This window comes from Mesorhizobium qingshengii (genome assembly GCF_027563465.1).
Lineage (GTDB): Bacteria > Pseudomonadota > Alphaproteobacteria > Rhizobiales > Rhizobiaceae > Mesorhizobium > Mesorhizobium qingshengii_A.
In genome coordinates this window covers 185,134-205,223 of the sequence record NZ_JAPFQA010000009.1, presented here as the reverse complement: position 1 = coordinate 205,223, position 20,090 = coordinate 185,134, and the positions used below count along the sequence as shown (strand labels likewise).

Here is a 20,090-nt window from a genome sequence, read left to right as displayed (position 1 = left end):
CGAATGCTGCGGTCATCGAGTTCAGGGAGGTCCCTCTCACTCAACCAAGATTGCATCCGCTATGGCTCGAAGAGGTTTGTGTGCGCAAGCTGTTTGAACGATCCCTGCCACTACGTCTATTCGCCCAGTGGCATTTCATCCTTCGTCGCCATTCGGGATTTCGGAGGCCGTGCAACTACCACTTAGTGCGCGGATGTTCAGATCAGGTCGGGTAGGCACCCTCCCCGAAATGATAAGGTCGGCCTCATTTCAATCGCTCATACTCTACCACCGGGAACAAGCGCCTGCATAAATATGCGGCACGACATCCCAAGCAACGGCTTGCCGCGTCAGCACTTACCATGCCCGACATGCGGAGTTCATCAGTATAATGTCGGCACGAAGGTCAACAGGCAGCTACAGCCAAAAGTGGAGCCATGCCCGACAGAATAGGTTGGTTGAGCCTCGATAGCATCTCGCGCAGTACCCTTGGATGAGTTCTGCGCAACGCCAAACCAACGTAATAATAAGGCGCTGGCCGGATATCGATCGGGGAGAGGGAGGAAATGAAGCACATTTCAAAGGAACTGATGGAGCTGGCCGAACACATTCGTCCGGCGCGGGAAGCGTTCGCGGAAGCGGACAAAAGAAGGATCGAATCCGCCTTGGAGGCAGGGCGACTTCTGTGCCAGGCCAAGGATGACTGCCCGCACCAGCAATGGCTGGCTTTCCTGACATTGGCTGGTATTTACGAGCAACAGGCCAGAGAGCTGATGCAGCTCGCCCGCTCGGGATTGACGGCACACGCCGTTTCGGAAATCGGAGGCATCGATGCGGCACTGGCCTATCTGGTGAAGGCAAGATTGCCCGAGCCAGGTGAATGCCTGACCGTGGGACGGATAGGCTGGCCTGAAAAGAACACGCCCTTCGCCATCATCAAGCCAAACGCCGCCCATCCTGGCTACTACGACGTGGCGATTGCCGACATGTGGGCCAATCCCGCGACGGTTTTCTCGTCCACGAAGCCGCTGAAGGGGGGGAGCTTGCGGCTCGCCGACGGGTCGTTCTTCGATAACCTCTGGCATATCGTCGACAGGGAATTGGATGTACCGCATTCGCTGCGCGAATTCCAGATGATGCCGGCGGATCTGGTCTCCAGGGATGGGGCTTTCCTCTTCGCAAAACCAGCTGCCGCTGCAGGTGACGGTCCGAAGACAAACCGTGCGGCCAACTACGCACTTTGATTATCCGGCATTCCCGCCGCAATGGAGCCCCGCTCGATGGCGGGTTCCATTGCGGCCACTGGCAATGAGGGTACAGCTACAACCGATATAGCCGGAGCGGAGAGAGAGATGGAAAGTCGCCGTGCGGGCGTCGCCGCGTTCTGCCTAGCGCTTTTGGCGATGTCGGAGCGCTCCGTTGCGCAGTCCCAGGTGAATCAAGCAGAAATCTATCAAGCCCAGGCAAAGCTATTCGAGGGTAATTTCCTGTCTCGCATTCCGGATGGCAAGATTGATCAGCGAACACTGGACGCCTTAGGGGCATGGCAAAGACAGACGAAGCGGCCGCAGACCAATGCCTTGACGAAGAAAGAGTTCAATCAATTGATGCGGTTTGATCCTGGCAAACACGCCTGGGAAGCCATATCCGGATCAATTGATGGGAGTTGGACCGCAGTTTGGGGGCACCGCTCCGGCGTAGAGGCAGCCCAAAAAGCTCTGGCAGGATGCCAGAAGAAATCGTCTCGGCCCGACGATTGTTCGTACGTGTCCAATTCGGTTGATCGGAGCGGCCCAGGTTGGTCGGCTGCCGTCTTTTGCGAGCGGCGAGGTCTGTTTCGAAAAAAAGGGCAAATGTTCCTGCACAATGGCATGACCCGGAAATCAGCCGTAGATCAAGCGTTTGCTGCCGCAGCCGCAGCGAAATTTCCCTCGTCTCAATGCAGCCTCGTAAAGGCGTTGGACGGAAATGGGGCCCAGTGAGCACCTTCCTTCAGCGCTCGCCGACAAGGGCTGAAGGTATCCGAGCACATATCCTTCGTTGAGGTTCTGGCGCGAGGTGTCGCGCGGGCCTACCCCTTTGGAATGCTATCCGCATTTGGCGCAATCAAATGGCGCCGGCCGGGGGTTTTGGATCGCGACGGTCTCGGAAGAGGTAATGCCATATCCGATTTCGCGCTCCAATTTCTTGATCGCTGCTGGCTTAATCGAAGAATGTCATCATCAGAGTGGCGAGCTCATGCGTATTGCAATCGTTGGTTCAGGTTACGTCGGTCTTGTGTCTGGGGCATGCTTGGCTGACTTTGGTCACAAAGTCGTCTGCATCGACAAGGCAGAGGCCAAAATTGTCGATCTTCAAGCCGGAAGAATGCCGATTTACGAGCCAGGTCTCGAAGACCTTGTCTGCAAGAATTCCGCGACAGGGCAGCTCGCTTTTACAAGCGCGCTCGCGCCGGCGGTCGCAGACGCGGATGTGGTGTTCATTGCCGTCGGGACGCCTTCGAGGCGTGGCGACGGTCATGCCGACCTTTCCTATATTTACGAGGCGGCGCGGGAAATAGCGGCAGCGGTTCGCGGTTTTACGGTGGTCGCGGTCAAATCCACGGTGCCGGTGGGAACCGGAGATGAAGTCGAACGGATTATTCGCGGCTGTAATCCGGCGGCGGATGTGGCAGTCGTGTCGAACCCGGAATTCCTTCGCGAAGGAGCTGCTATCGACGACTTCAAACGTCCGGACAGGATCGTTATCGGTCTGCCGTCGGACGAACGCAGCCGCGAAGTGATGGCGGAAGTCTACCGGCCGCTCTATCTCAACCAAGCGCCGATCATGTTCACCGGACGTCGCACCTCGGAACTGATAAAGTATGCGGCCAACGCCTTCTTGGCGCTCAAGATTACATTCATCAACGAGATTGCAGACCTCTGCGAGAACGTGGGCGCGAACGTGCAGGAGGTGGCGCGGGGCATCGGGCTCGACAACCGCATTGGTCCGAAATTCCTGCATGCTGGCCCTGGTTATGGCGGGTCCTGTTTTCCGAAGGATACGCTGGCTCTCGTCAAGACGGCGCAAGACAGCGGCGCGCCGCTGCGGCTAATCGAAACGACGGTCGCCGTGAACGACCAGCGAAAACGCACCATGGCCCGCAGGATCGTACTCGCCTGCGGCGGCAATGTGCGCGCCAAGACAGTGGCCGTACTCGGCCTCACATTCAAACCCAACACAGATGATGTCCGGGACGCGCCTTCCCTCTCGATTATTCAGGCTTTGATCGATTTCGGGGCGCATGTTCGAGTGTATGACCCCGAAGGCATGGAACAAGCACGGCTCATGCTTGGCGCGAGCGTCGAGTATGCGAAGGGAGCATATGAATGCGCCAAGGGTGCCGATGCCCTGGTGATCGTCACCGAGTGGAACCAGTTTCGTGCCCTGGATTTTGCACGGCTGTCACGCACCATGTCAAAGCAGGTCGTGGTCGATCTTCGCAACATCTACAGGCGGGAAGATATCTGCAAGCATGGATTCGAATACGTGAACGTCGGCGAGGGAGTGGCAGGGGATAGTCCTGTTTTTGCCGCGGCCGCCGAATGAGGTATCTCGTCACCGGAACCGCGGGATTTATCGGATTCCATCTGGCGCGCCGCCTGCTGGACGAAGGTCACTCCGTGACCGGCTTCGACGGGATGACGCCATACTATGACGTTGCCTTGAAGCACTCCCGACATGCCTTGCTTCAGCGGTACGACGCCTTCCGCTTCCACATCGGACAGTTGGAAAACATGGACGCCCTCCGGCGGGCGGCGGACTTGGCCATGCCCGATGTGATTGTCCATCTGGCCGCGCAGGCTGGCGTGCGGTACTCGATCGACAATCCGCGAAGCTACACCGACAGCAATCTGGTCGGTTCCTTCAACGTCCTTGAGCTTGCCCGTGATCTGAAGCCAAGACATCTGCTGCTTGCCTCCACCAGTTCGGTCTATGGCGCGAATGAACAAATCCCGTTCGTCGAGACTGACAAGACCGATTGGCCGCTGACGTTCTACGCGGCCACCAAGAAGGCGGTCGAGGCGATGTCACACTCCTATTCGCATCTTTTCCATATCCCAACGACATCTTTCCGCTTCTTCACCGTGTATGGCCCCTGGGGTCGACCCGACATGGCGCTCTTCAAGTTTGTCGACGCCATCGAGAACGAGCGTCCGATCGAAGTCTATGGCGAAGGTGGGATGAAACGCGATTTCACCTATGTCGACGATCTTGTCGAAGCCATCGTCCGGCTCATCGGATGCGTGCCGGTGGCTGGCCGGCCGGTGTCTGGCCCGGATGTCGTCGACACGCTGTCACCCGTGGCACCGTGGCGTGTTGTCAATATCGGCGTTGGCCAGCCGGTGGAGCTGTTGTCCTTCATCGAGACCATCGAGAATTGTCTCGGCAAACGTGCCGTCCGCAAGATGTTGCCGATGCAATCAGGCGACATGCAGGCGACTTATGCCGACCCTCGCCTCCTGGAGGCCCTTACCGGCTTTCGCCCCAAGACCAGCGTCGAGGAGGGGGTGGCTGCCTTCATACGTTGGTATCTGGAAGAATGGCCATCGCGGCCGACAATCGCCGCCTAGGGACTGTCGCCAAACGGAATCGCCAGGCGCCTAAGTGCGCTGCTTTGGATTACGCGCCTCTGACCGTGGCACAGGCAAAGGGCCAATGTGGGACCCTCTTAGGCCGACACCAGCTTGGCGTGGATCCTGGGCCTGGCGCCGCGCCAGGATGTCACCTCAATGGTTGCTCCGTCGCCGCAAAGCACGGCAAAGCCGCTGTCGGTATGCGTTTGCACCTGGCCAGTCAGCCCTATGTAGCGCCCTCGCCCCGCAAACATGCATGCCCTGTCGACCACGATTTTGGCCCCATCATCAAGGGTGAAGGCGCCCGGATAGGGATCGCCAATAGCGCGGACAAAACGCAGAATACTTTCGGCCGTCTGCGTCCAGTCGATTATCCCGTCATCCGCCGAACGCTTGGCACAGTAGCTGGCGAGGGAGTCGTCCTGCGCAACACCCGCTCTATTGTCACGGGCGATCGCTGACACAACGAGAGGTGTCATCTCCAACAGGGCCTGCTTGTGCTTTTCGTAGAGCGAACGCGCGGTCTCGTCCGGCGCGACGGCAAAAAGCTTCTGCAGGACAATCGGACCGCTGTCGACGCCTTCATCGAGCCGGAAGAATGTCGACCCAGTCTCCTTCTCGTTCGCGATGATCGTCCAGGGGATCACCGCCCTGCCTCGGAAGCGCGGCAACGGCGCCGGATGGAAGCCTACCGAGCCGAAGCGGGCGACAGAGCGAAACTCGGCGCGGCAGATCTGCGACCAGCCGACCACCAGCGTCAAATCGGGTTGCCCTTCTTGGAGCTTCGCGATTGTATCGGGCGCGTTGATGTTCTTGGTCAGGTGGACTTCTACTCCCGCTGCGCGCGCTGGACCCGCCAAATCGACGAAATCGGAGTGGCGTGCGGAAGCGTCGACCGCAACGGTAACGAGCAGCGACGGCGTCATACCCGCTGCGACGAGGGCGTCGAAAGCAACACGCGATCCTTCCACCGCGCCGACAAAGGCTATGCGCATGAAATCCTGACTCCAATTCACGGCCGCAAGCGGCAGCGGACGCCGCCCTTTTCTATTGTTCGCTTCGCTTCTACGCCCAAGTCCACCTTTAGAGGTAACCGATCCTCTTCGAGGCATCCCAATGTCCAACTCTTCCGAGAGACAAAAGGCCGGATAGTAAGGGGATCAGGGCTTTGGGATTGGAACGGTCGATGGACTATGGCGTCGGCTTGGCACTTCTGGATGGCGATGCCGTTGTGGCCGAACGCCTGCGCATTGGCTCGCGCCGGCCGCATGTGTTGATCGTGCTGCCTGGACTGGGCGCCGGCGGCACCGAACATGTCGTCAATGTCCTCGCCAACCAGTGGGCCGCAAGAGGCTGGCTCGTGACTCTGGTTACATTCGAGCCACCCGGTCCCCCACCCTACTATCGTTTCGATCCCGCGGTCAGGATAGAGCGGTTGGGATTGCCACAGGTGAAAAGATCGAAGCTAGGGGCAATTGTCGCAAGCGCGCGTCGGGTATTTCTTCTGCGCCAAGCGCTCAAGAGGCTGGCCCCGGATGTGACCCTGAGCTTTCTCACGCGCACCAACGTGATGTCGCTGGCAGCAAGCCGGGGGCTCGGCCTTAGCGTTGTGGTTTCGGAGCGCAACAATCCTGCCCTGCAGGACGTGGGCCCGATCTGGCGCTTTCTTCGGGCGAAGCTTTATCCATCCGCCTTCGGATTGGTCACCATGACCAATGGAGCGCTGAATTACTTCAGCCCTGCCATGCGCAAGCGAAGCTGGGTCATTCCCAATCCGGTCGATCTTCCCGCGACAGGCAAACCGCGCCGGGGCGGAAACTTGCTCGTCGCCGTCGGCCGGCTGGTCCCGCAGAAAGGGTTCGACCTTCTGCTAAAGGCATTCGAGAACGTCCGCCGCGATTTCCCCGAATGGAAATTGGTGATTTGGGGCGAGGGTCCTGACCGCGCCGAGCTTGAGGCCGAGCGTGATCGCCTGGGCCTGCACGACTGCGTTGAAATGCCCGGGATAACCAGCCAGCCCGGCATCTGGGTGGAGACCGCCGATGCCTTCGTGCTTTCGTCCCGCTACGAAGGTTGGGGGATCGTGCTGCTGGAGGCCATGGCAGCCGGCCTGCCCGTCATATCCTTCGACTGTCAGTGGGGGCCTCGGGAGATGGTTGAAAATGAGAAGAATGGACTTCTCGTCGAAAGCGGAAATGTCGATGCGCTCGCGGCGGGCCTAAGACGGCTGCTTGGCGATGAAAACCTGCGCCAGAGGCTAGGCGCGGCGGCGGGGGTAAGTGCTGCCAGGTTCACTCCCGAATATGTAATGCAGAACTGGGACCAAGTCATTCGCGCTGCCCTGGCGTCGCGCGGCAATGAAGAGCTCTCGCCATGCTGACCACCGGTCGCGCTTTGCGCAAGATGGAAACACGCATCAAGATGACCTGGGCTGGCTCCGGGGCAGATGCATTCCTTGTTTCCTATCCTAAATCGGGGCGAACCTGGTTCAGGCATATCCTATCGGATTATTTCAGCCGGACAGCGCACGACGGGAACGTCGATCTCTTCCGCATGTTCGAAGTTCTTCCGAACTTCGACCTTGATCCGGAGCGCGGGATTCCTGCTTTCCGCTACGCTGAACAGCGCCCTCGGGTGCCGCTCATCCTCGTTTCGCATCTTGACTACAGGCGAACGCTGTTCTTTCGCCGGCCAGTCATTTTCATGGTTCGCGATCCGCGCGACGTGGTCGTATCGGCCTATTTCCACGCAACGCGCCACAAGCATCGCTTCGAGGGCGACATGGATGCCTTCATCTACGATTACCGGCAAGGTCTGCCCGCCCTCATTGTCTATCTGAACAGCTGGGCGAAGGGCCTGACGCATCACAGGCATGCCGTGTTGAGCTATGAAGAACTGACGGACGACCCTGTCGGCACATCCTCGCGCATTCTGCGGTTTCTCGGGCACGTCCCGTGCGCGCCGGACCTCGAGGAGGCCATCGAGGCTTCCCGTTTTGAAGCGATGCGTGAACATGAGGTGGCGGGGGGCCTGCCGGCGCATGTGTATGACCGGGGCGATGCGGAAAGCCGTCGCATGCGTCGCGGGAAGGTCGGCGGCTTCGCCGACTACCTCACTGACGCGCAGGCCGAGCTGATTGAGCGAACCTGCACCGAATGGTTGACCCCGGCGGCGAAGGAGCTGCTTTGCCGCGGCGGAACCCATTTCTCGCGGTACAATTGAAGGCTTGCCATCGGATTGAAACCTGGGGGGCGGTCCGCGCGCGCAGCCTCGATCATCCTGGCAATCCGGCGCGAGGGGGCAGACCCGCGGCGCGAGTGACAAAAGCGGTTGAATTCAGATGCATGACCGGGTCCAGCGGGCCGTGAATCCCTTACCGCTAATGGGCTAGGCCATCAGTCGTAGCAATGTTCGGCTCCTGACTGATTGAGGTTGCAACAGAGCCGAACTTGGTTGTGGCGGGTTCTTCTTTTCCGCCGATGATGGAAGACGTCAGCAGTGCTCTGGCGTGGACCTGGGATCTGTGTGCTCCGCAAGGACGGGGTGTGGGGTGAGTTTGACAACGATTGCGATGATCAGAGGACTGGCTCGGCGTGTGATGGAGGCCCTCAAACACAGGAGCGCCGGCCGCACGCGCCTGGCCAACATCGCACACCTTTTGACGGGCAATTTTCTCGGCTCATTGCTCGGGCTTGTGGCCTTTACGCTTTCGGCGCGAGCACTTGGCGTGGCAAACTATGGCCAGCTTGCATTGATTATCGCGTTCACGCGGGTCGTCGAGCGCGTTGTCAGTTTCCAATCGTGGCAGCCAATCATCAAATATGCGGCGGGCCTGAACGCGTCCGAAGACCGCGATGGCCTGCGCATTCTCATGAAATTCGGCCTGCTTATCGACGTTGGCGCCGCCGTTTGCGCCTGGGTCATCGCCGTGGGCGTCGCTCTTCTCGTCGCACCATTCTTCGGCTGGTCTGCAGAAATCGTGCATCTGCTTGTTCTGTATTCCAGCGTCCTGCTGTTCCAGATATCAGGCGTTCCGGTCGCGGTGCAGCGCATGGCCGGCAACTTCCGCCTCCTGGCCTATGGGCAGCTGCTCAACGCGGTTTTGCGGGTCCTGCTGTGCCTCCTCGGCGTGCTGCTCAAAGCTGATCTCGCCTATTTCGCCGCGGTTTGGGGAGGAACCCAGATACTGGGCTCCCTGACGCTGTTGACGTTGACGATGCGGGCGCTGCACTGGCAGGGCGTCCACAATATCCTGCGCGCGCCTCTGGCCGGGATCACAAGCCGCTTTCCCGGCATCTGGAATTTCGCGTGGTCTTCGAACATTTCGCTCACCTTGCGCGTGAGCGCGCAGGAACTCGATACGTTGCTGGTCGGATTCCTCGCCGACCCGGCTTCAGCCGGCCTGTACCAAATCGCCAAGCGCATAGGACGCGTCGGCCAGCAAGTCGGCCCCCAGGTGCAGAATGTCCTCTACCCTGATGTAGCCCGCCTTTGGGCGAAGGGAAGCATCAAGGAATTCAAGCGGGCGATCTTTCAGGCCGAAGCCATGCTGCTCGCCTTTGGAATCCTCTGCATACTGGTTGTCGCGGCGCTGATTCGCCCGCTGCTCATCTGGACCGCAGGGCCCGATTTTCTCGGCGCGGCCAACCTCGTCATCGTGCAGATGGTGGCGGTCGCCTTCGTGCTTTCCGGCTCTGCCGCCCGATCCGCGCTGCTGGCGATGGGCAAGCAGCGCGACGTATTGCGGATCGTTGTCCTAGCGACAGTCGCCTTCCACGTGACGGCACTGCTGCTGATCCCGCGGATCGGTGCAATGGGCGGCAACATCGCCCACATCGTCTTGGGCATACTGTGGACCACAGGTTTGGCGCTTTCATTGCAGAACGCTTTCAAGACTATCCACACCGACAGGCAGATACGGCCAGCGGACGGCCTCAATCCGGCAAGTCTTTCCTCCTCAAAGGCAATCTAGATGACTCTTGCACCTCAAGCTTTAGCCACTTTGCCCAGAGCGCAGCGACGCGCCGGTCCCTCGTCGCCGTCCCTTACTCATCTGCAGCGGCTCGAGGCAGAATCGATCCATATTATTCGAGAGGTGGCGGCCGAGTTGCGCAACCCCGTGATGTTGTATTCCGTGGGCAAGGATTCCGCGGTGATGCTGCACCTTGCGATGAAGGCCTTCTACCCCTCGCAATTGCCGTTTCCCCTGCTCCACATCGATACGACCTGGAAGTTCAAGGAAATGATCCGCTTCCGCGACGAGACCGTTGCGCGGCTTGGTTTGAATCTGCTGGTGCGTCGCAACGAAGCCGGTCTCGCCGAGGGCATCACGCCTTTTACCCACAACTCATCGATCTACACGCAGATCATGAAGACGGAAGCGTTGAAATCGGCATTGTCCTCGTTCGGCTTCGATGCCGCTTTCGGCGGGGCGCGGCGAGATGAGGAAAAAAGCCGCGCGAAAGAGAGAGTGTTTTCGCTTCGCAGCGACAGCCATGGCTGGGATCCAAAGAACCAGCGTCCGGAATTGTGGACCCTCTACAACGGCCGGCTGAAGGCTGGGGAATCTGTTCGCGTCTTCCCCCTCTCGAACTGGACCGAAACCGATATCTGGCAATATATCATGAGGGAGCGCATCCCCCTCGTGTCGCTCTACTTTGCGGCAAAGCGCCCGGTCGTGGAGCGCGACGGACAGTGGATCATGGTGGATGACGATCGTCTGCCGCTACGTCCGGGCGAAGTGCCCGAAATGCGCTCTGTCCGCTTCCGCACCCTTGGTTGCTACCCACTCACCGCGGCCACCGAAAGCACTGCCGCGACTGTTCCCGATGTGCTCCAGGAAATGCTTGTCGCGAGGACTTCCGAGCGATCGGGCCGCCTGATCGATCATGATGAGGCGGCGTCAATGGAAAAGAAAAAGCGCGAGGGGTACTTCTGATGCTGGGTTTTGCTCAAACCGAGGAACTCGAAGTTTCGTCGAAATGCGAGACCGTCTCGGACTACCTTCATGCCCATGAGCGGAAGAGCCTGTTGCGGTTCCTCACCTGCGGCAGCGTGGACGACGGCAAGTCGACACTGATCGGCAGGCTGCTCTACGACACCCAGTTGCTGATGGAAGATCAACTTGCGGCACTTGCGGCTGATTCCCGCCGGCACGGCACGACTGGCGACGATCTCGACTTTGCCCTTCTGGTAGACGGCCTTGCCAGTGAGCGCGAACAAGGCATCACGATCGATGTGGCCTATCGTTTCTTCGCCACCGAGCAACGCAAGTTCATCGTCGCCGACACCCCCGGTCATGAGCAATATACCCGCAACATGGCTACCGGCGCCTCCAACGCCGACCTTGCGATCATCCTTGTCGATGCAAGGCAGGGAATCCTCGACCAGACCCGCCGACATTCCTTCATCGTTTCCCTGCTCGGAATCCGGCACGTCGTTCTTGCGATCAACAAGATCGACCTGGTTGACTATTCGCAGGCCGTATTCGACGAGATCGAGACGGCCTATCGAAGTTTTGCGGAGCCGCTCGGCTTCGTTTCGCTGCAGGCCATCCCCCTGTCCGCCCGTTATGGGGACAATGTTCTTACCAGAAGTGCCAAACTCCCCTGGTATCAAGGCCCGACACTCATCGAGTACCTGGAGTCCATCGAGGTGGAGAGCGACCGTCGCGCCGCCCCATTCCGCATGCCGGTGCAATGGGTCAATCGTCCCAACCTCGACTTTCGCGGATTTGCCGGCACCATTGTAGCCGGCGTGGTAAGGCCGGGAGACCGCGTGGCGGTGGCGCGCTCAGGCGTGACGACCTTGGTGAAGCGTATTGTCACCCAGGATGGAGACCTGCCCGAGGCAGGTGCCGGCGAGGCGGTCACACTGATGCTCGAGGACGAGATCGACGTCTCCCGCGGCGACGTTCTGGCAGCCGCGGCCGAACGCCCGGAAGTGTCCGATCAGTTTGCGGCGCATGTGCTTTGGATGCATGACGATCCATTGATGCCCGGCCGTCCGTATCTTATCAAGCTCGCCACCAGCACCGTAGGTGCGAGCGTCACCCATATAAAACACAGGGTGGACATCAATAATTTCGCGAAGCTCGCCACCAAAACCCTTGAAAAGAACGAAGTCGGCTTCGTCAATATAATGACACAGGCGCCGCTTGCTTTCGATCCTTTCTGCCGAGTGCATGACACCGGCGCATTCATCATCATCGACCGGATAACCAATCACACGGTCGGGGCTGGCATGATCGACTTCAGTCTGCGCAGGGCAAGCAATATCCATTGGCAGGCGCTGGACGTGGACATGAACGCGCGAGCGATCGCCAAAGGCCAAAAACCGGCGCTGCTGTGGTTCACGGGCCTCTCGGGTGCCGGCAAGTCGACGATCGCCAATCTCGTGGAGAAGCGTCTTCACGCAATCGGCAAGCACACATATCTTCTGGATGGAGACAATGTTCGCCACGGCCTGAACAGGGACCTTGGCTTTACCGACGCCGACCGTGTCGAGAACATTCGTCGTGTGGCCGAAGCCGCCAAGCTGATGGTCGATGCCGGGTTGATAGTGCTGGCTTCGTTCATTTCACCATTCCGGGCGGAACGCCGGATGGCGCGCGACCTCTTTGCCGCCGGACAGTTTGTCGAGATCTTCATCGATACGCCGCTGGAGGTGGCGGAAGGTCGTGACCCGAAGGGCCTGTATCAACGCGCCCGAAACGGGTTGATCCAGAATTTCACTGGCATTGGCAGTCCCTATGAGCGCCCCGAAGCTCCGCACATAACGATTACGCCAGATATCAGCGCCGATGAGGCCGCGGAGCTGATCGTCAGCCATCTTGACCGAGGCTGTTATCTTGGAACAGCAACCGGGTAGCGGGCGATGAGCGATGGGGCTGGCCAGGAGCCGATACGGGTTTGCTTTCCATTTGTCGGTGACGATGTCGGGGGCAGCCACATCTCGGCACTGAAGCTGATCCAGAATCTGGACAGATCGAGGGTCGAGCCGGTCTTGGTGCTGCAGGAGCCGACCGGGCCCCTGGCGACCTTTCTGCAACGACAAGGCCAACCCTTCACAGGGCTCCCGCTGTCGAAAACGCTGCCGGCGAAAGGAACGACCCTAGGCGACATCGCAAACTACCTGACCACCACGCTCCCCTGCATGCGCCGTTTCATCAGGGAGCAACGGTTCGACATCGTCCATACCAACGACGGCAGAACGCATGTCAACTGGGGCATTGCCGCACGGCTGGCGGGCGCAAGGCTGGTTTGGCATCATCGCGGCGATCCCGATGCGAAGGGCGCCAATGTTCTTGGGCCGCTGATCGCGGATCGTATGGTCACAGTGTCCCGTTTTTCGCGGCCGAAACACCCGATCAGGTCCCTGAATGGACGATTGAGCGTCATCCACAGCCCCTTCGATCACCCATCGACAATTCCTGACAGGGTTGCCGCCAAGACCGCGCTCCTGGACGAGCTTGGCCTCGAGCCGGGCACGCGAGTCCTGAGCTTCATCGGCGGCCTGATCGAGCGAAAGAGGCCCCTTCTCTTCATCGACATCATTGAACGGTTCGCGCGCGAGTATCCTCAAATCCCGATTGTCGGTTGCGTGTTCGGGATTTCGCCGGCTGGCTCGCAGGATTTTGAATCTGCCGCCATGGCACGTTGCGCCGAGCGCGGGCTCGGTCGAACGGTCCGCCTCATGGGTTTTCGCAGCCCGATCGAGCCTTTCCTGGCGGCCACGGATGTTCTCGTCGTTCCCGCCGTTGGAGAGCCTTTTGGGAGGACCCTGATCGAGGCGATGTTTCTTGGCACGCCGGTGGTCGCGACCGACCATGGAGGCAATCCGGAGGCAATCGAGAATGGACGGACAGGGTTCCTGGTCGCCCCCGAAGACACCGGTGGGTTCATGCAGCCGCTATGGCGGTTGCTTTCGGACACGCTCCTTTGGACCAGGATCAGCCAGACAGCACGAGACCAGGCCTTCGTCTCCTACGGCACCGACCGGCATGTCGAGAGTGTCACGGAAATCTACGAAGGGGTGCTTCACTCCCCTTCGCGGCACCGGCCTGGCGCGTGACGTTGCAAGTCAAGATCGGCACATAAGGGTTTGACAAATGCAGGCGCAAGACATCGACTTTCTTATTATCGGCGCGGCAAAAAGTGCCACGACCTGGCTGCAGCAATCTCTGCAGGCAGATCCGGCCGTCTGCATGCCAGATCCCGAGTTGCACTATTTCAGCCGCTTCTATGATCGAGGTGACGACTGGTACTTTAGCCAGTTTCCGGAGATTCAAGCCGGACAACTCGTAGGCGAAAAGTCGAATTCCTACCTGGATACCCCCTCGGCTCCTCAAAGGGTTCACGACCTGCTGCCGCATGTCAGGCTAATCGTACAGCTTCGCAACCCGGTCGAACGCGCCTATTCAGATTATTGCATGCTCTATCGCCGCGGCGAGGTCGGTCGTGACATAGATTCCTATCTCGATGCGGGCATGGGCTCCCTGGGGCGCTTTCTTGTCGGCGGCCTCTACTGCGCGCAGTTGCAGGCTTACCTCGATCTCTATCCGAAGGATCGGGTGCTGGTTCTCTTTTTCGAGGAGATGGTGGCAAGGCCTGTGGAGCATTTGAGCAAGGTCAGGCAGTTTCTGGGCCTCCCGGCGGCCGAACTGGCGGTGCCCGTGGCGAAAAAGGTGAAAGACCGCAGGGAACCAATGATTGGGCCGCGGCTGCGCAAGATCATGAAGCCATTGAAGCCGCTGGTTCGTCCTTTCAGGGACAGTTCAGTTTTCGCGGCCGCACGGGGCGCCCTGGCCGGCCAGATTGCCTATCCGCCGTTTACCCCGAGGCTGCGATCCCGACTTGTCAATTTTTATGCGGCCGATGTCGAGAAGTTGGGTGCGCTGGTGCAGCGGGACCTGTCGGGCTGGCTGGGTCAGGCTGGTGGAAGTACCTCTTTGGATTGAGCCCGTTAAAGTCTCTCTTGCGACCTGGGGTATTTTCTCCATGCACAAAAGCAGGTATTGCGCCGGAAGCCCGCAAGGCTTTCCATAGCAACCATAAAGTCGTTTGCCTCGGAGCCAGATGACCTCGGGCCAGCTTGTTCTTGAATGAACAAGAGTTGGCACGCGTGGATCTGTGTCCGCGAATTCAACAGCCGTTCATCTTAACGCGCTCTCTTGACGCGCGGCGGCGAAGCTTTGTCGAGGTCCTGGTAATGAGCCAGTTAGATCAGCCACTGGAAACAGTCGGTCCGCTCGGGGGGCCATCCCTTTTGATAGCCTCCGCAATCGCCCTAGGCCGTCTTGTCAGCAAACCGCGGACAATCCTTCATGTCCTTTCATATTTCCGTCGACGTCTGACCGGGCGCGCCAAGGCCGTTGGCAAGAACCTTCCTCTCTACGTCATCGATCTGTCGATGGCTCTCGCGGCGCTGTCATTCGCTTCTTTCATGCGGTTGGGCCTCGATGGCGAAGTCAACAATCCTGAGAGCTTCCAGTCCCTGCTTTTCGCGCTCCCTTGCTTCTTTCTGACCTGTGCCGTCGTCTTTCCGGTGACTTGCCTCTACACTCGCAACTGGCGATACGCGTCTATCGGCGACATGTTCGGCATTGTTCGCGCGGTGCTCGTTGCATCGCTGGCATTCGTGTTCCTGATGTTTGTAGCGACACGGCTCGATTCAATTCCCCGCTCGGTGATTGTGATCGAGGCACTCTTGCTGGTGCCGATGCTCATTTCGGTTCGAATCCGCTCCAAGCTCCTCGAGGTGCGCCGATTTGGTCCGGCAGCGGGTAGAGCAGGGAATGGACGCGATATGGTGCCGGTGTTGCTGATCGGCGCAAGCGATGCGGCGGACCTCTACATTCGTGCCCTACAGCGGGACCAGGATGCACGCCACTGGCCAGTCGGCCTGCTCGAAAGGGGGGCGACGACAGAAGGCTATTTCTTGCGGGGCGTGCCGGTTCTGGGCAGCATTGAAGACTTCGACGCGGTCGTCGGCGATCTTGAGGCTCGCGGCATCAAGCCCCGGCACGTGATCTTCACCGAAAGGATGCCTGGTCTCGTCGACCCGGCTCTCGACGCGCTGATCGACCGGGCCGAACGGCTGGGCATCGCTGTTTCTCGCCCAGCCCCCGTCCTGGAACTGCGCAATCCCAAACACGAGAGTCGCTTCGAACTGCGCCCCATCGAACTTACCGACCTGCTGGAGAGGCCGCAGGCGGTGCTCGATAAAGGCGCGCTGTCCAGAATGATCGAAAACAGTCGCATCGTTGTCACCGGCGCCGGGGGCTCGATCGGCGGCGAGCTTACACAGCAGATTGCCGCGCTTGGTCCTGCCGAAGTGATCCTGATCGATAACAGCGAGTACAATCTCTACGCAATCGATCTGGAACTGGCAGAGAAATTCCCGGGGGTGAGCCGGAAGCCGTATATCTGTGACGTACGCGACGCAGTTCGCCTAGGCGAGATTTTCCAACGGCATAGCATCGACCTAGTCTTCCATGCGGCGGCGCTCAAACATGTGCCGATGGTCGAGTTGAACCCCTGCGAGGGCATTCTTACCAACGTCATTGGCACGATGAACGTGGCGGAAGCGACCCGCCTCTGCGGCGCCAAGGCAATGGTCCAGATATCGACGGACAAGGTGGTGAACACGACAAACGTCATGGGCGCCACCAAGCGTTTGGCCGAACTTTATTGCCAGTCCCTGGACCTCGCCTTTGTCGCGAGCGAAACCCCGGTCCGCTTCATGACTGTTCGCTTCGGCAATGTTCTGGGTTCAAGCGGGTCGCTGATCCCGCTGTTCAAGCGCCAGCTCGCCCGCGGCGGTCCGCTGACCGTGACCGATATGGAGATGAAGCGCTTCTTCATGACGATAAGGGAGGCAGTCGAGCTGACCTTGCAGGCATCGGCCCACGGCTTGGAGAAGAAACTTGGTCAAGGCGAGATCTTCGTTCTCGACATGGGCGCGCCGATCAAGATCATCGACATGGCGCGCCGCATGATCAAGCTCGCGGGGTATCGGCCGGATGAGGACATCAAGATCGAAATTGTCGGTTGCAGGCCTGGAGAAAAGCTGTTCGAGGAGCTTTTTGACGAGAGGGAAAGACGTGTCGACGTCCCGATTTCCGGGGTCTTGGGGGCCGTGCCCAATCCTGTGCCGCTTGACACGCTTCGCAAGGCATTTTCGCAATTGCGCCGCTCGGCCAGGGCTGGCGACACCGCGGGAGTTTTGGACCTTGTTGCCGAGCTCCTCCCCAGTTACCGGAGAGCGGAGGCAAAAAACGCGGCGGCCGCCTCGGCGTCGTTCGTGCCTCATGTGATACGCGTTTCGGCCAAGGCAGCCATGCCTCCACGCGACGCTGCCGCTTGATGCCCGGCGGGAGCGCTGCCGTGCCAAGACATATCGCCTTGGTTCTGGCTGTCGCGCTGTCGTGCGGTACCGCACTCGCCGGAGAACCTCAACCGACCGTCGCCGAGGCGCGAGGCGCGATCGAGCGCGCGGGCACCTACTTCCGCGATCATCTCGGTGTAGCGGGAACCTATGTATGGAAATACTCGCTTGATGGTCTAAAAAGGGTGGGCGAAGGCGGTGCCGTGCCCGCGAGCGTTGGCTGGGTGCAGCCGCCTGGCACGCCGGCCGTCGGGGCTGCCTTCCTGCGTATTTTCGAAGTTACCGGCGACAAGCAATGGCTTCAGTCTGCCCAGGTCGTTGCAACGGCCCTGGTGAATACGCAGTTGGACTCCGGCGGATGGTTTTACAAGATCGAGACCGACCCGCAAAAGGCGGCGACGTGGTGCTACCGCGCACTGAAGGCGAGCGGGAAGTCTTGTCACGATATCAAGGACAATCCACATCGCAACGAGACCGTACTCGACGACAACAACACACAGAGCGTGCTGAATTTTCTGATGTGGTTCGACCGGGCGAGCGGCGGTTCGGATCCGGACGTCCGTACCTGCATCGACAAGGCGCTCCATCGACTGATGAAAGTGCAGTACCCGAATGGGGCCTTTCCAGTCTTCTTCACGGGATCCGCGCCTGGTGCGGACGTGGAGACGGCAGCCAAGGCGAGTATCCCCGCCAGTTGGCCTCACGAATGGCAGAAGCCTGACCGTCCGCCCTACTTCATCGTCAATGACAACCTTCCTCGCGATATGGGTCGTCTCTTTCTCAACGCCTACCGCACATATCATGATCCCAAATATCTCAAGACAGCGGAGAAGGTCGGTGATTTTCTCCTTGCGGCCCAGCTGCCTGAGCCACAACAGGGCTGGGCTCAGGGTTACGATCGTTCGATGCAGCCAGTATGGGGCCGCAAGTTCGAGCCGCCAGGCGTCGTCTCGCGCGAAACCGCTGGCAATATCGATTACCTGATCGAGTTGAACGAACAAGACAAGGATGCGCGGTTGCTTGACGCGGCAGTGTCCGCGGCCATTTGGCTGAAGGCGGCGCGTCTGCCCGATGGCAAATGGGCACGCTTCTACGAAATCAACACCAATCGGCCGCTTTACATTGATGATGGCGGCCAGGTGACCTTCGAGTACAAGAACCTCTGGCAACACTACGGCATGAAAACCGGTGCCGAGATTGAGCCGGTTTTCGCCCGGCTGGAGCTTGCCAAGCGTGGCTTGACAGTTTCCCATCAGCAGCTGTGGATCAGTGCCGCCGATGAGTTGAGCGCTGACGAACTGAGTTCGAAGGTGCGTCAACTCATCGATAGCCAGGATGACCAGGGACGCTGGGTTGAGGATCGGCTTATCAAGGGAGAAGACTTTGTCGACGGCGTGTTCGCTCTCGCTCGTTTTATCTCCCCGGAAGCGTCATCATCGGGCAAGTAGTTCCTGCACGTCGCTCACTCTTGCAGATCCTCGATCGGGCCTTGTGAGGTTTGGCAAGCTCAGTTCAGTTGCTGTGCCTCAGGTCGGTCTGCGTTGGGGCTGCAAACGAACCCGCTCGGGGCGAGCACGACGAAGGAAGCGGGCGACCGATCTTGGAGCTGGGCCGTCGCGCAAGATTGCAACACTGGGCGCCATCCCAAGCAGAAGAGGCACGACAAAAAAACGACCGTAAATATGCGGCAGCGCATTGGCCAACGCCGCGAAGAGGAGGACCGTCGCCAGCGTGCAAATGGCGGCTATTCGTCCTTTACGAAGCCGCGCAGCGAGCATCCCGACCATAATGCCGGCTACCAGCAGGAGCAGGAAGCCGATGAAACCGGTCAGCCCTGCCTCGACCCATATCAAGAGAAAGCAGTTGTGGACCGGCGCGTGCATCGCACTGACCTGTCGATACTGGTCGGCACCGATGCCAATCAGCCAGTTGTTGTCGGCTTTTCCAATGGCCTCCTTGATAAGCCGCATACGGTCTTCAAACGTGCCAGCCTCATCGATGTTGCCATTCTGCAACGCAGTCAGCACACGGTGCTGGAAGACGGCTGGCAGGAAGTCTTGGCCCCATGTGACGGCGATAGAGAAAACGGCGAGTGACGACACCGTCAGCAGGATGATCCGGCGCCACGAGCCCGTCATGGCAACGAACACGGTGAGCGCGAAGACGAGGCCAATCAGGCCGGTATTGGATCCGGTCAGAACAATGCCATACGCGAAGAGCGGCACTCCGATCCAGGCCCAGCGAGGCCGCGCGCATCCCGAGGACACCAGCCACAACAACAGGGGAACTGCGAGTGCAATCAGCGCAGCGCACTCATTTTCGCGTTCGACCCAGCCGACAAAACGACCGTTGCCGCTGACGAAGATCGAGCCATGTCCCTCCTTGAGGACGTTGATCACCATTATGCCCTGAAGGCACATCAAGCCGATCGAAACCGTAAACGCCTTTATCAAGAGAACGGTTTCAGCCCAGGGGCGCGACATGAGTATGAAGCTCAGCAGCAAGTAGGCGTACAGATATTGCGCCGAGACGACGAACCCCCGCTGCGGATCTCCAACGAGCAGGCTGCTTAGCAGCAGCATGCCGCACAACATCGCAATTCCCGTGTTCCACAGAAACGTCCCGGCGGCGAGCGGGGCGGTCGGAAAGGATCTTCCGAGCAGAATTGCAAAAACAGCCGCGAGAGCAAAGGCATCGCTGGCGGTAAAATAGAATGCGTTGAGGCGAAGGATGTTGAAGGGAGTGAGAAAGACGGAGGCCATGGCCAGCCAGAATTCAATTCTTCTGGTCGCCATTGAAAACGGCGCAACAGCCGGCCTGCGGTCCGGCTTTGGCCAGTACGCGTGAGGAACCGCGGCGAGATTCATCCTCACTCCTAAAGTCTGCTTAAGAGTTACTTTTCACTAACCCCCATCGACAGGCAGTTCGGTGTATCTGCCAAGATGGGTGCCCGGCCAAGCGGGCTATCCTTTCGGACTATGGCGTTGCGGCGACTAAGCCTCTTGAACGCGCTGGCGTCCGCGCATCCATGATAAATACTTGTTGCTTGGGTTGGGTCTCAAAAGCGGCTTGAAGACCCGCGAGACCGACAAGGATAAACCTCAGGGG

The 20,090-nt window shown here is 59.5% G+C and carries 15 protein-coding genes; 13 read left to right on the top strand and 2 right to left on the bottom strand.

The features are described 5' to 3' along the window. The first annotated feature begins 569 nt into the window (after positions 1-569). The 4 genes from OOJ09_RS20615 (at position 570) to OOJ09_RS20600 (ending at position 4,592) form a co-directional block, all read left to right on the top strand. Positions 570-1,223: a hypothetical protein gene (locus tag OOJ09_RS20615; protein ID WP_269906953.1), complete on the top strand. Its 654-nt coding sequence runs from the start codon at positions 570-572 to the stop codon at positions 1,221-1,223. 108 nt (positions 1,224-1,331) lie between these two features. Continuing rightward, the gene (locus tag OOJ09_RS20610) at positions 1,332-1,961 is read left to right on the top strand and encodes a hypothetical protein (protein WP_269906952.1); all 630 of its coding nucleotides are present in this window, start codon (positions 1,332-1,334) and stop codon (positions 1,959-1,961) included. Between the two features lie 256 nt (positions 1,962-2,217). After that, positions 2,218-3,567 carry a UDP-glucose dehydrogenase family protein gene (locus tag OOJ09_RS20605; RefSeq protein ID WP_269906960.1) on the top strand — a complete coding sequence of 450 codons (1,350 nt, stop codon included), beginning with the start codon at positions 2,218-2,220 and terminating at the stop codon, positions 3,565-3,567. Further along, the gene (locus tag OOJ09_RS20600) at positions 3,564-4,592 is read left to right on the top strand and encodes an NAD-dependent epimerase/dehydratase family protein (protein WP_269906951.1); all 1,029 of its coding nucleotides are present in this window, start codon (positions 3,564-3,566) and stop codon (positions 4,590-4,592) included. Before OOJ09_RS20605 ends, OOJ09_RS20600 begins: the two co-directional genes overlap by 4 nt. Positions 4,593-4,690: 98 nt before the next feature. Here the strand turns inward: OOJ09_RS20600 and OOJ09_RS20595 are convergent, their stop codons facing one another. Continuing rightward, positions 4,691-5,590 carry a formyltransferase family protein gene (locus OOJ09_RS20595; protein WP_269906950.1) on the bottom strand — a complete coding sequence of 300 codons (900 nt, stop codon included), beginning with the start codon at positions 5,588-5,590 and terminating at the stop codon, positions 4,691-4,693. Between the two features lie 191 nt (positions 5,591-5,781). Here OOJ09_RS20595 and OOJ09_RS20590 point away from each other — a divergent pair, with 191 nt between their 5' ends. From OOJ09_RS20590 to OOJ09_RS20550, 9 genes are all read left to right on the top strand, one after another. Then, positions 5,782-6,975 (top strand): glycosyltransferase family 4 protein, encoded by a 1,194-nt coding sequence (locus OOJ09_RS20590; protein WP_269906949.1) that lies wholly within the window; start codon positions 5,782-5,784, stop codon positions 6,973-6,975. Beyond that, positions 6,969-7,817 carry a sulfotransferase domain-containing protein gene (locus OOJ09_RS20585; RefSeq protein ID WP_269906948.1) on the top strand — a complete coding sequence of 283 codons (849 nt, stop codon included), beginning with the start codon at positions 6,969-6,971 and terminating at the stop codon, positions 7,815-7,817. Before OOJ09_RS20590 ends, OOJ09_RS20585 begins: the two co-directional genes overlap by 7 nt. Before the next feature lie 376 nt (positions 7,818-8,193). Further along, positions 8,194-9,567 (top strand): lipopolysaccharide biosynthesis protein, encoded by a 1,374-nt coding sequence (locus OOJ09_RS20580; RefSeq protein ID WP_269906959.1) that lies wholly within the window; start codon positions 8,194-8,196, stop codon positions 9,565-9,567. Continuing rightward, on the top strand, positions 9,568-10,533 hold the full coding sequence (cysD, locus tag OOJ09_RS20575) for a sulfate adenylyltransferase subunit CysD (RefSeq protein ID WP_269906947.1): 966 nt from the start codon (positions 9,568-9,570) through the stop codon (positions 10,531-10,533). Beyond that, a complete protein-coding gene (gene cysN, locus OOJ09_RS20570) occupies positions 10,533-12,464 on the top strand; it encodes a sulfate adenylyltransferase subunit CysN (protein ID WP_269906946.1) in 1,932 nt (643 codons plus the stop codon). The genes cysD and cysN overlap by 1 nt, the downstream gene beginning before the upstream one ends. 6 nt (positions 12,465-12,470) lie before the next feature. Next, a complete protein-coding gene (locus OOJ09_RS20565) occupies positions 12,471-13,667 on the top strand; it encodes a glycosyltransferase family 4 protein (RefSeq protein ID WP_269906945.1) in 1,197 nt (398 codons plus the stop codon). Positions 13,668-13,704: 37 nt separating this feature from the next. Continuing rightward, positions 13,705-14,553 carry a sulfotransferase family protein gene (locus tag OOJ09_RS20560; protein WP_269906944.1) on the top strand — a complete coding sequence of 283 codons (849 nt, stop codon included), beginning with the start codon at positions 13,705-13,707 and terminating at the stop codon, positions 14,551-14,553. A gap of 251 nt (positions 14,554-14,804) precedes the next feature. Next, positions 14,805-16,961, top strand: coding sequence for a nucleoside-diphosphate sugar epimerase/dehydratase (locus OOJ09_RS20555; RefSeq protein ID WP_269906943.1), 2,157 nt, complete (start codon positions 14,805-14,807; stop codon positions 16,959-16,961). 20 nt (positions 16,962-16,981) lie between these two features. Beyond that, the gene (locus tag OOJ09_RS20550; RefSeq protein WP_269906942.1) at positions 16,982-18,430 is read left to right on the top strand and encodes a hypothetical protein; all 1,449 of its coding nucleotides are present in this window, start codon (positions 16,982-16,984) and stop codon (positions 18,428-18,430) included. Between the two features lie 78 nt (positions 18,431-18,508). Here OOJ09_RS20550 and OOJ09_RS20545 read toward each other — a convergent pair whose 3' ends face one another. Further along, a complete protein-coding gene (locus OOJ09_RS20545) occupies positions 18,509-19,849 on the bottom strand; it encodes an O-antigen ligase family protein (RefSeq protein ID WP_269906941.1) in 1,341 nt (446 codons plus the stop codon). Between the last annotated feature and the right edge of the window lie 241 nt (positions 19,850-20,090).

What these genes read in the sequence shown, in the direction of transcription:
- OOJ09_RS20615 (WP_269906953.1), top strand. Translation starts at nt 570, where the DNA reads ATGGAGCTGGCCGAACACATTCGTCCGGCGCGGGAAGCGTTCGCGGAA.
- OOJ09_RS20610 (WP_269906952.1), top strand. Translation starts at nt 1,332, where the DNA reads ATGGAAAGTCGCCGTGCGGGCGTCGCCGCGTTCTGCCTAGCGCTTTTG.
- OOJ09_RS20605 (WP_269906960.1), top strand. Translation starts at nt 2,218, where the DNA reads ATGCGTATTGCAATCGTTGGTTCAGGTTACGTCGGTCTTGTGTCTGGG.
- OOJ09_RS20600 (WP_269906951.1), top strand. Translation starts at nt 3,564, where the DNA reads ATGAGGTATCTCGTCACCGGAACCGCGGGATTTATCGGATTCCATCTG.
- OOJ09_RS20595 (WP_269906950.1), bottom strand. Translation starts at nt 5,590, where the DNA reads ATGCGCATAGCCTTTGTCGGCGCGGTGGAAGGATCGCGTGTTGCTTTC.
- OOJ09_RS20590 (WP_269906949.1), top strand. Translation starts at nt 5,782, where the DNA reads ATGGACTATGGCGTCGGCTTGGCACTTCTGGATGGCGATGCCGTTGTG.
- OOJ09_RS20585 (WP_269906948.1), top strand. Translation starts at nt 6,969, where the DNA reads ATGCTGACCACCGGTCGCGCTTTGCGCAAGATGGAAACACGCATCAAG.
- OOJ09_RS20580 (WP_269906959.1), top strand. Translation starts at nt 8,194, where the DNA reads ATGGAGGCCCTCAAACACAGGAGCGCCGGCCGCACGCGCCTGGCCAAC.
- cysD (WP_269906947.1), top strand. Translation starts at nt 9,568, where the DNA reads ATGACTCTTGCACCTCAAGCTTTAGCCACTTTGCCCAGAGCGCAGCGA.
- cysN (WP_269906946.1), top strand. Translation starts at nt 10,533, where the DNA reads ATGCTGGGTTTTGCTCAAACCGAGGAACTCGAAGTTTCGTCGAAATGC.
- OOJ09_RS20565 (WP_269906945.1), top strand. Translation starts at nt 12,471, where the DNA reads ATGAGCGATGGGGCTGGCCAGGAGCCGATACGGGTTTGCTTTCCATTT.
- OOJ09_RS20560 (WP_269906944.1), top strand. Translation starts at nt 13,705, where the DNA reads ATGCAGGCGCAAGACATCGACTTTCTTATTATCGGCGCGGCAAAAAGT.
- OOJ09_RS20555 (WP_269906943.1), top strand. Translation starts at nt 14,805, where the DNA reads ATGAGCCAGTTAGATCAGCCACTGGAAACAGTCGGTCCGCTCGGGGGG.
- OOJ09_RS20545 (WP_269906941.1), bottom strand. Translation starts at nt 19,849, where the DNA reads ATGAATCTCGCCGCGGTTCCTCACGCGTACTGGCCAAAGCCGGACCGC.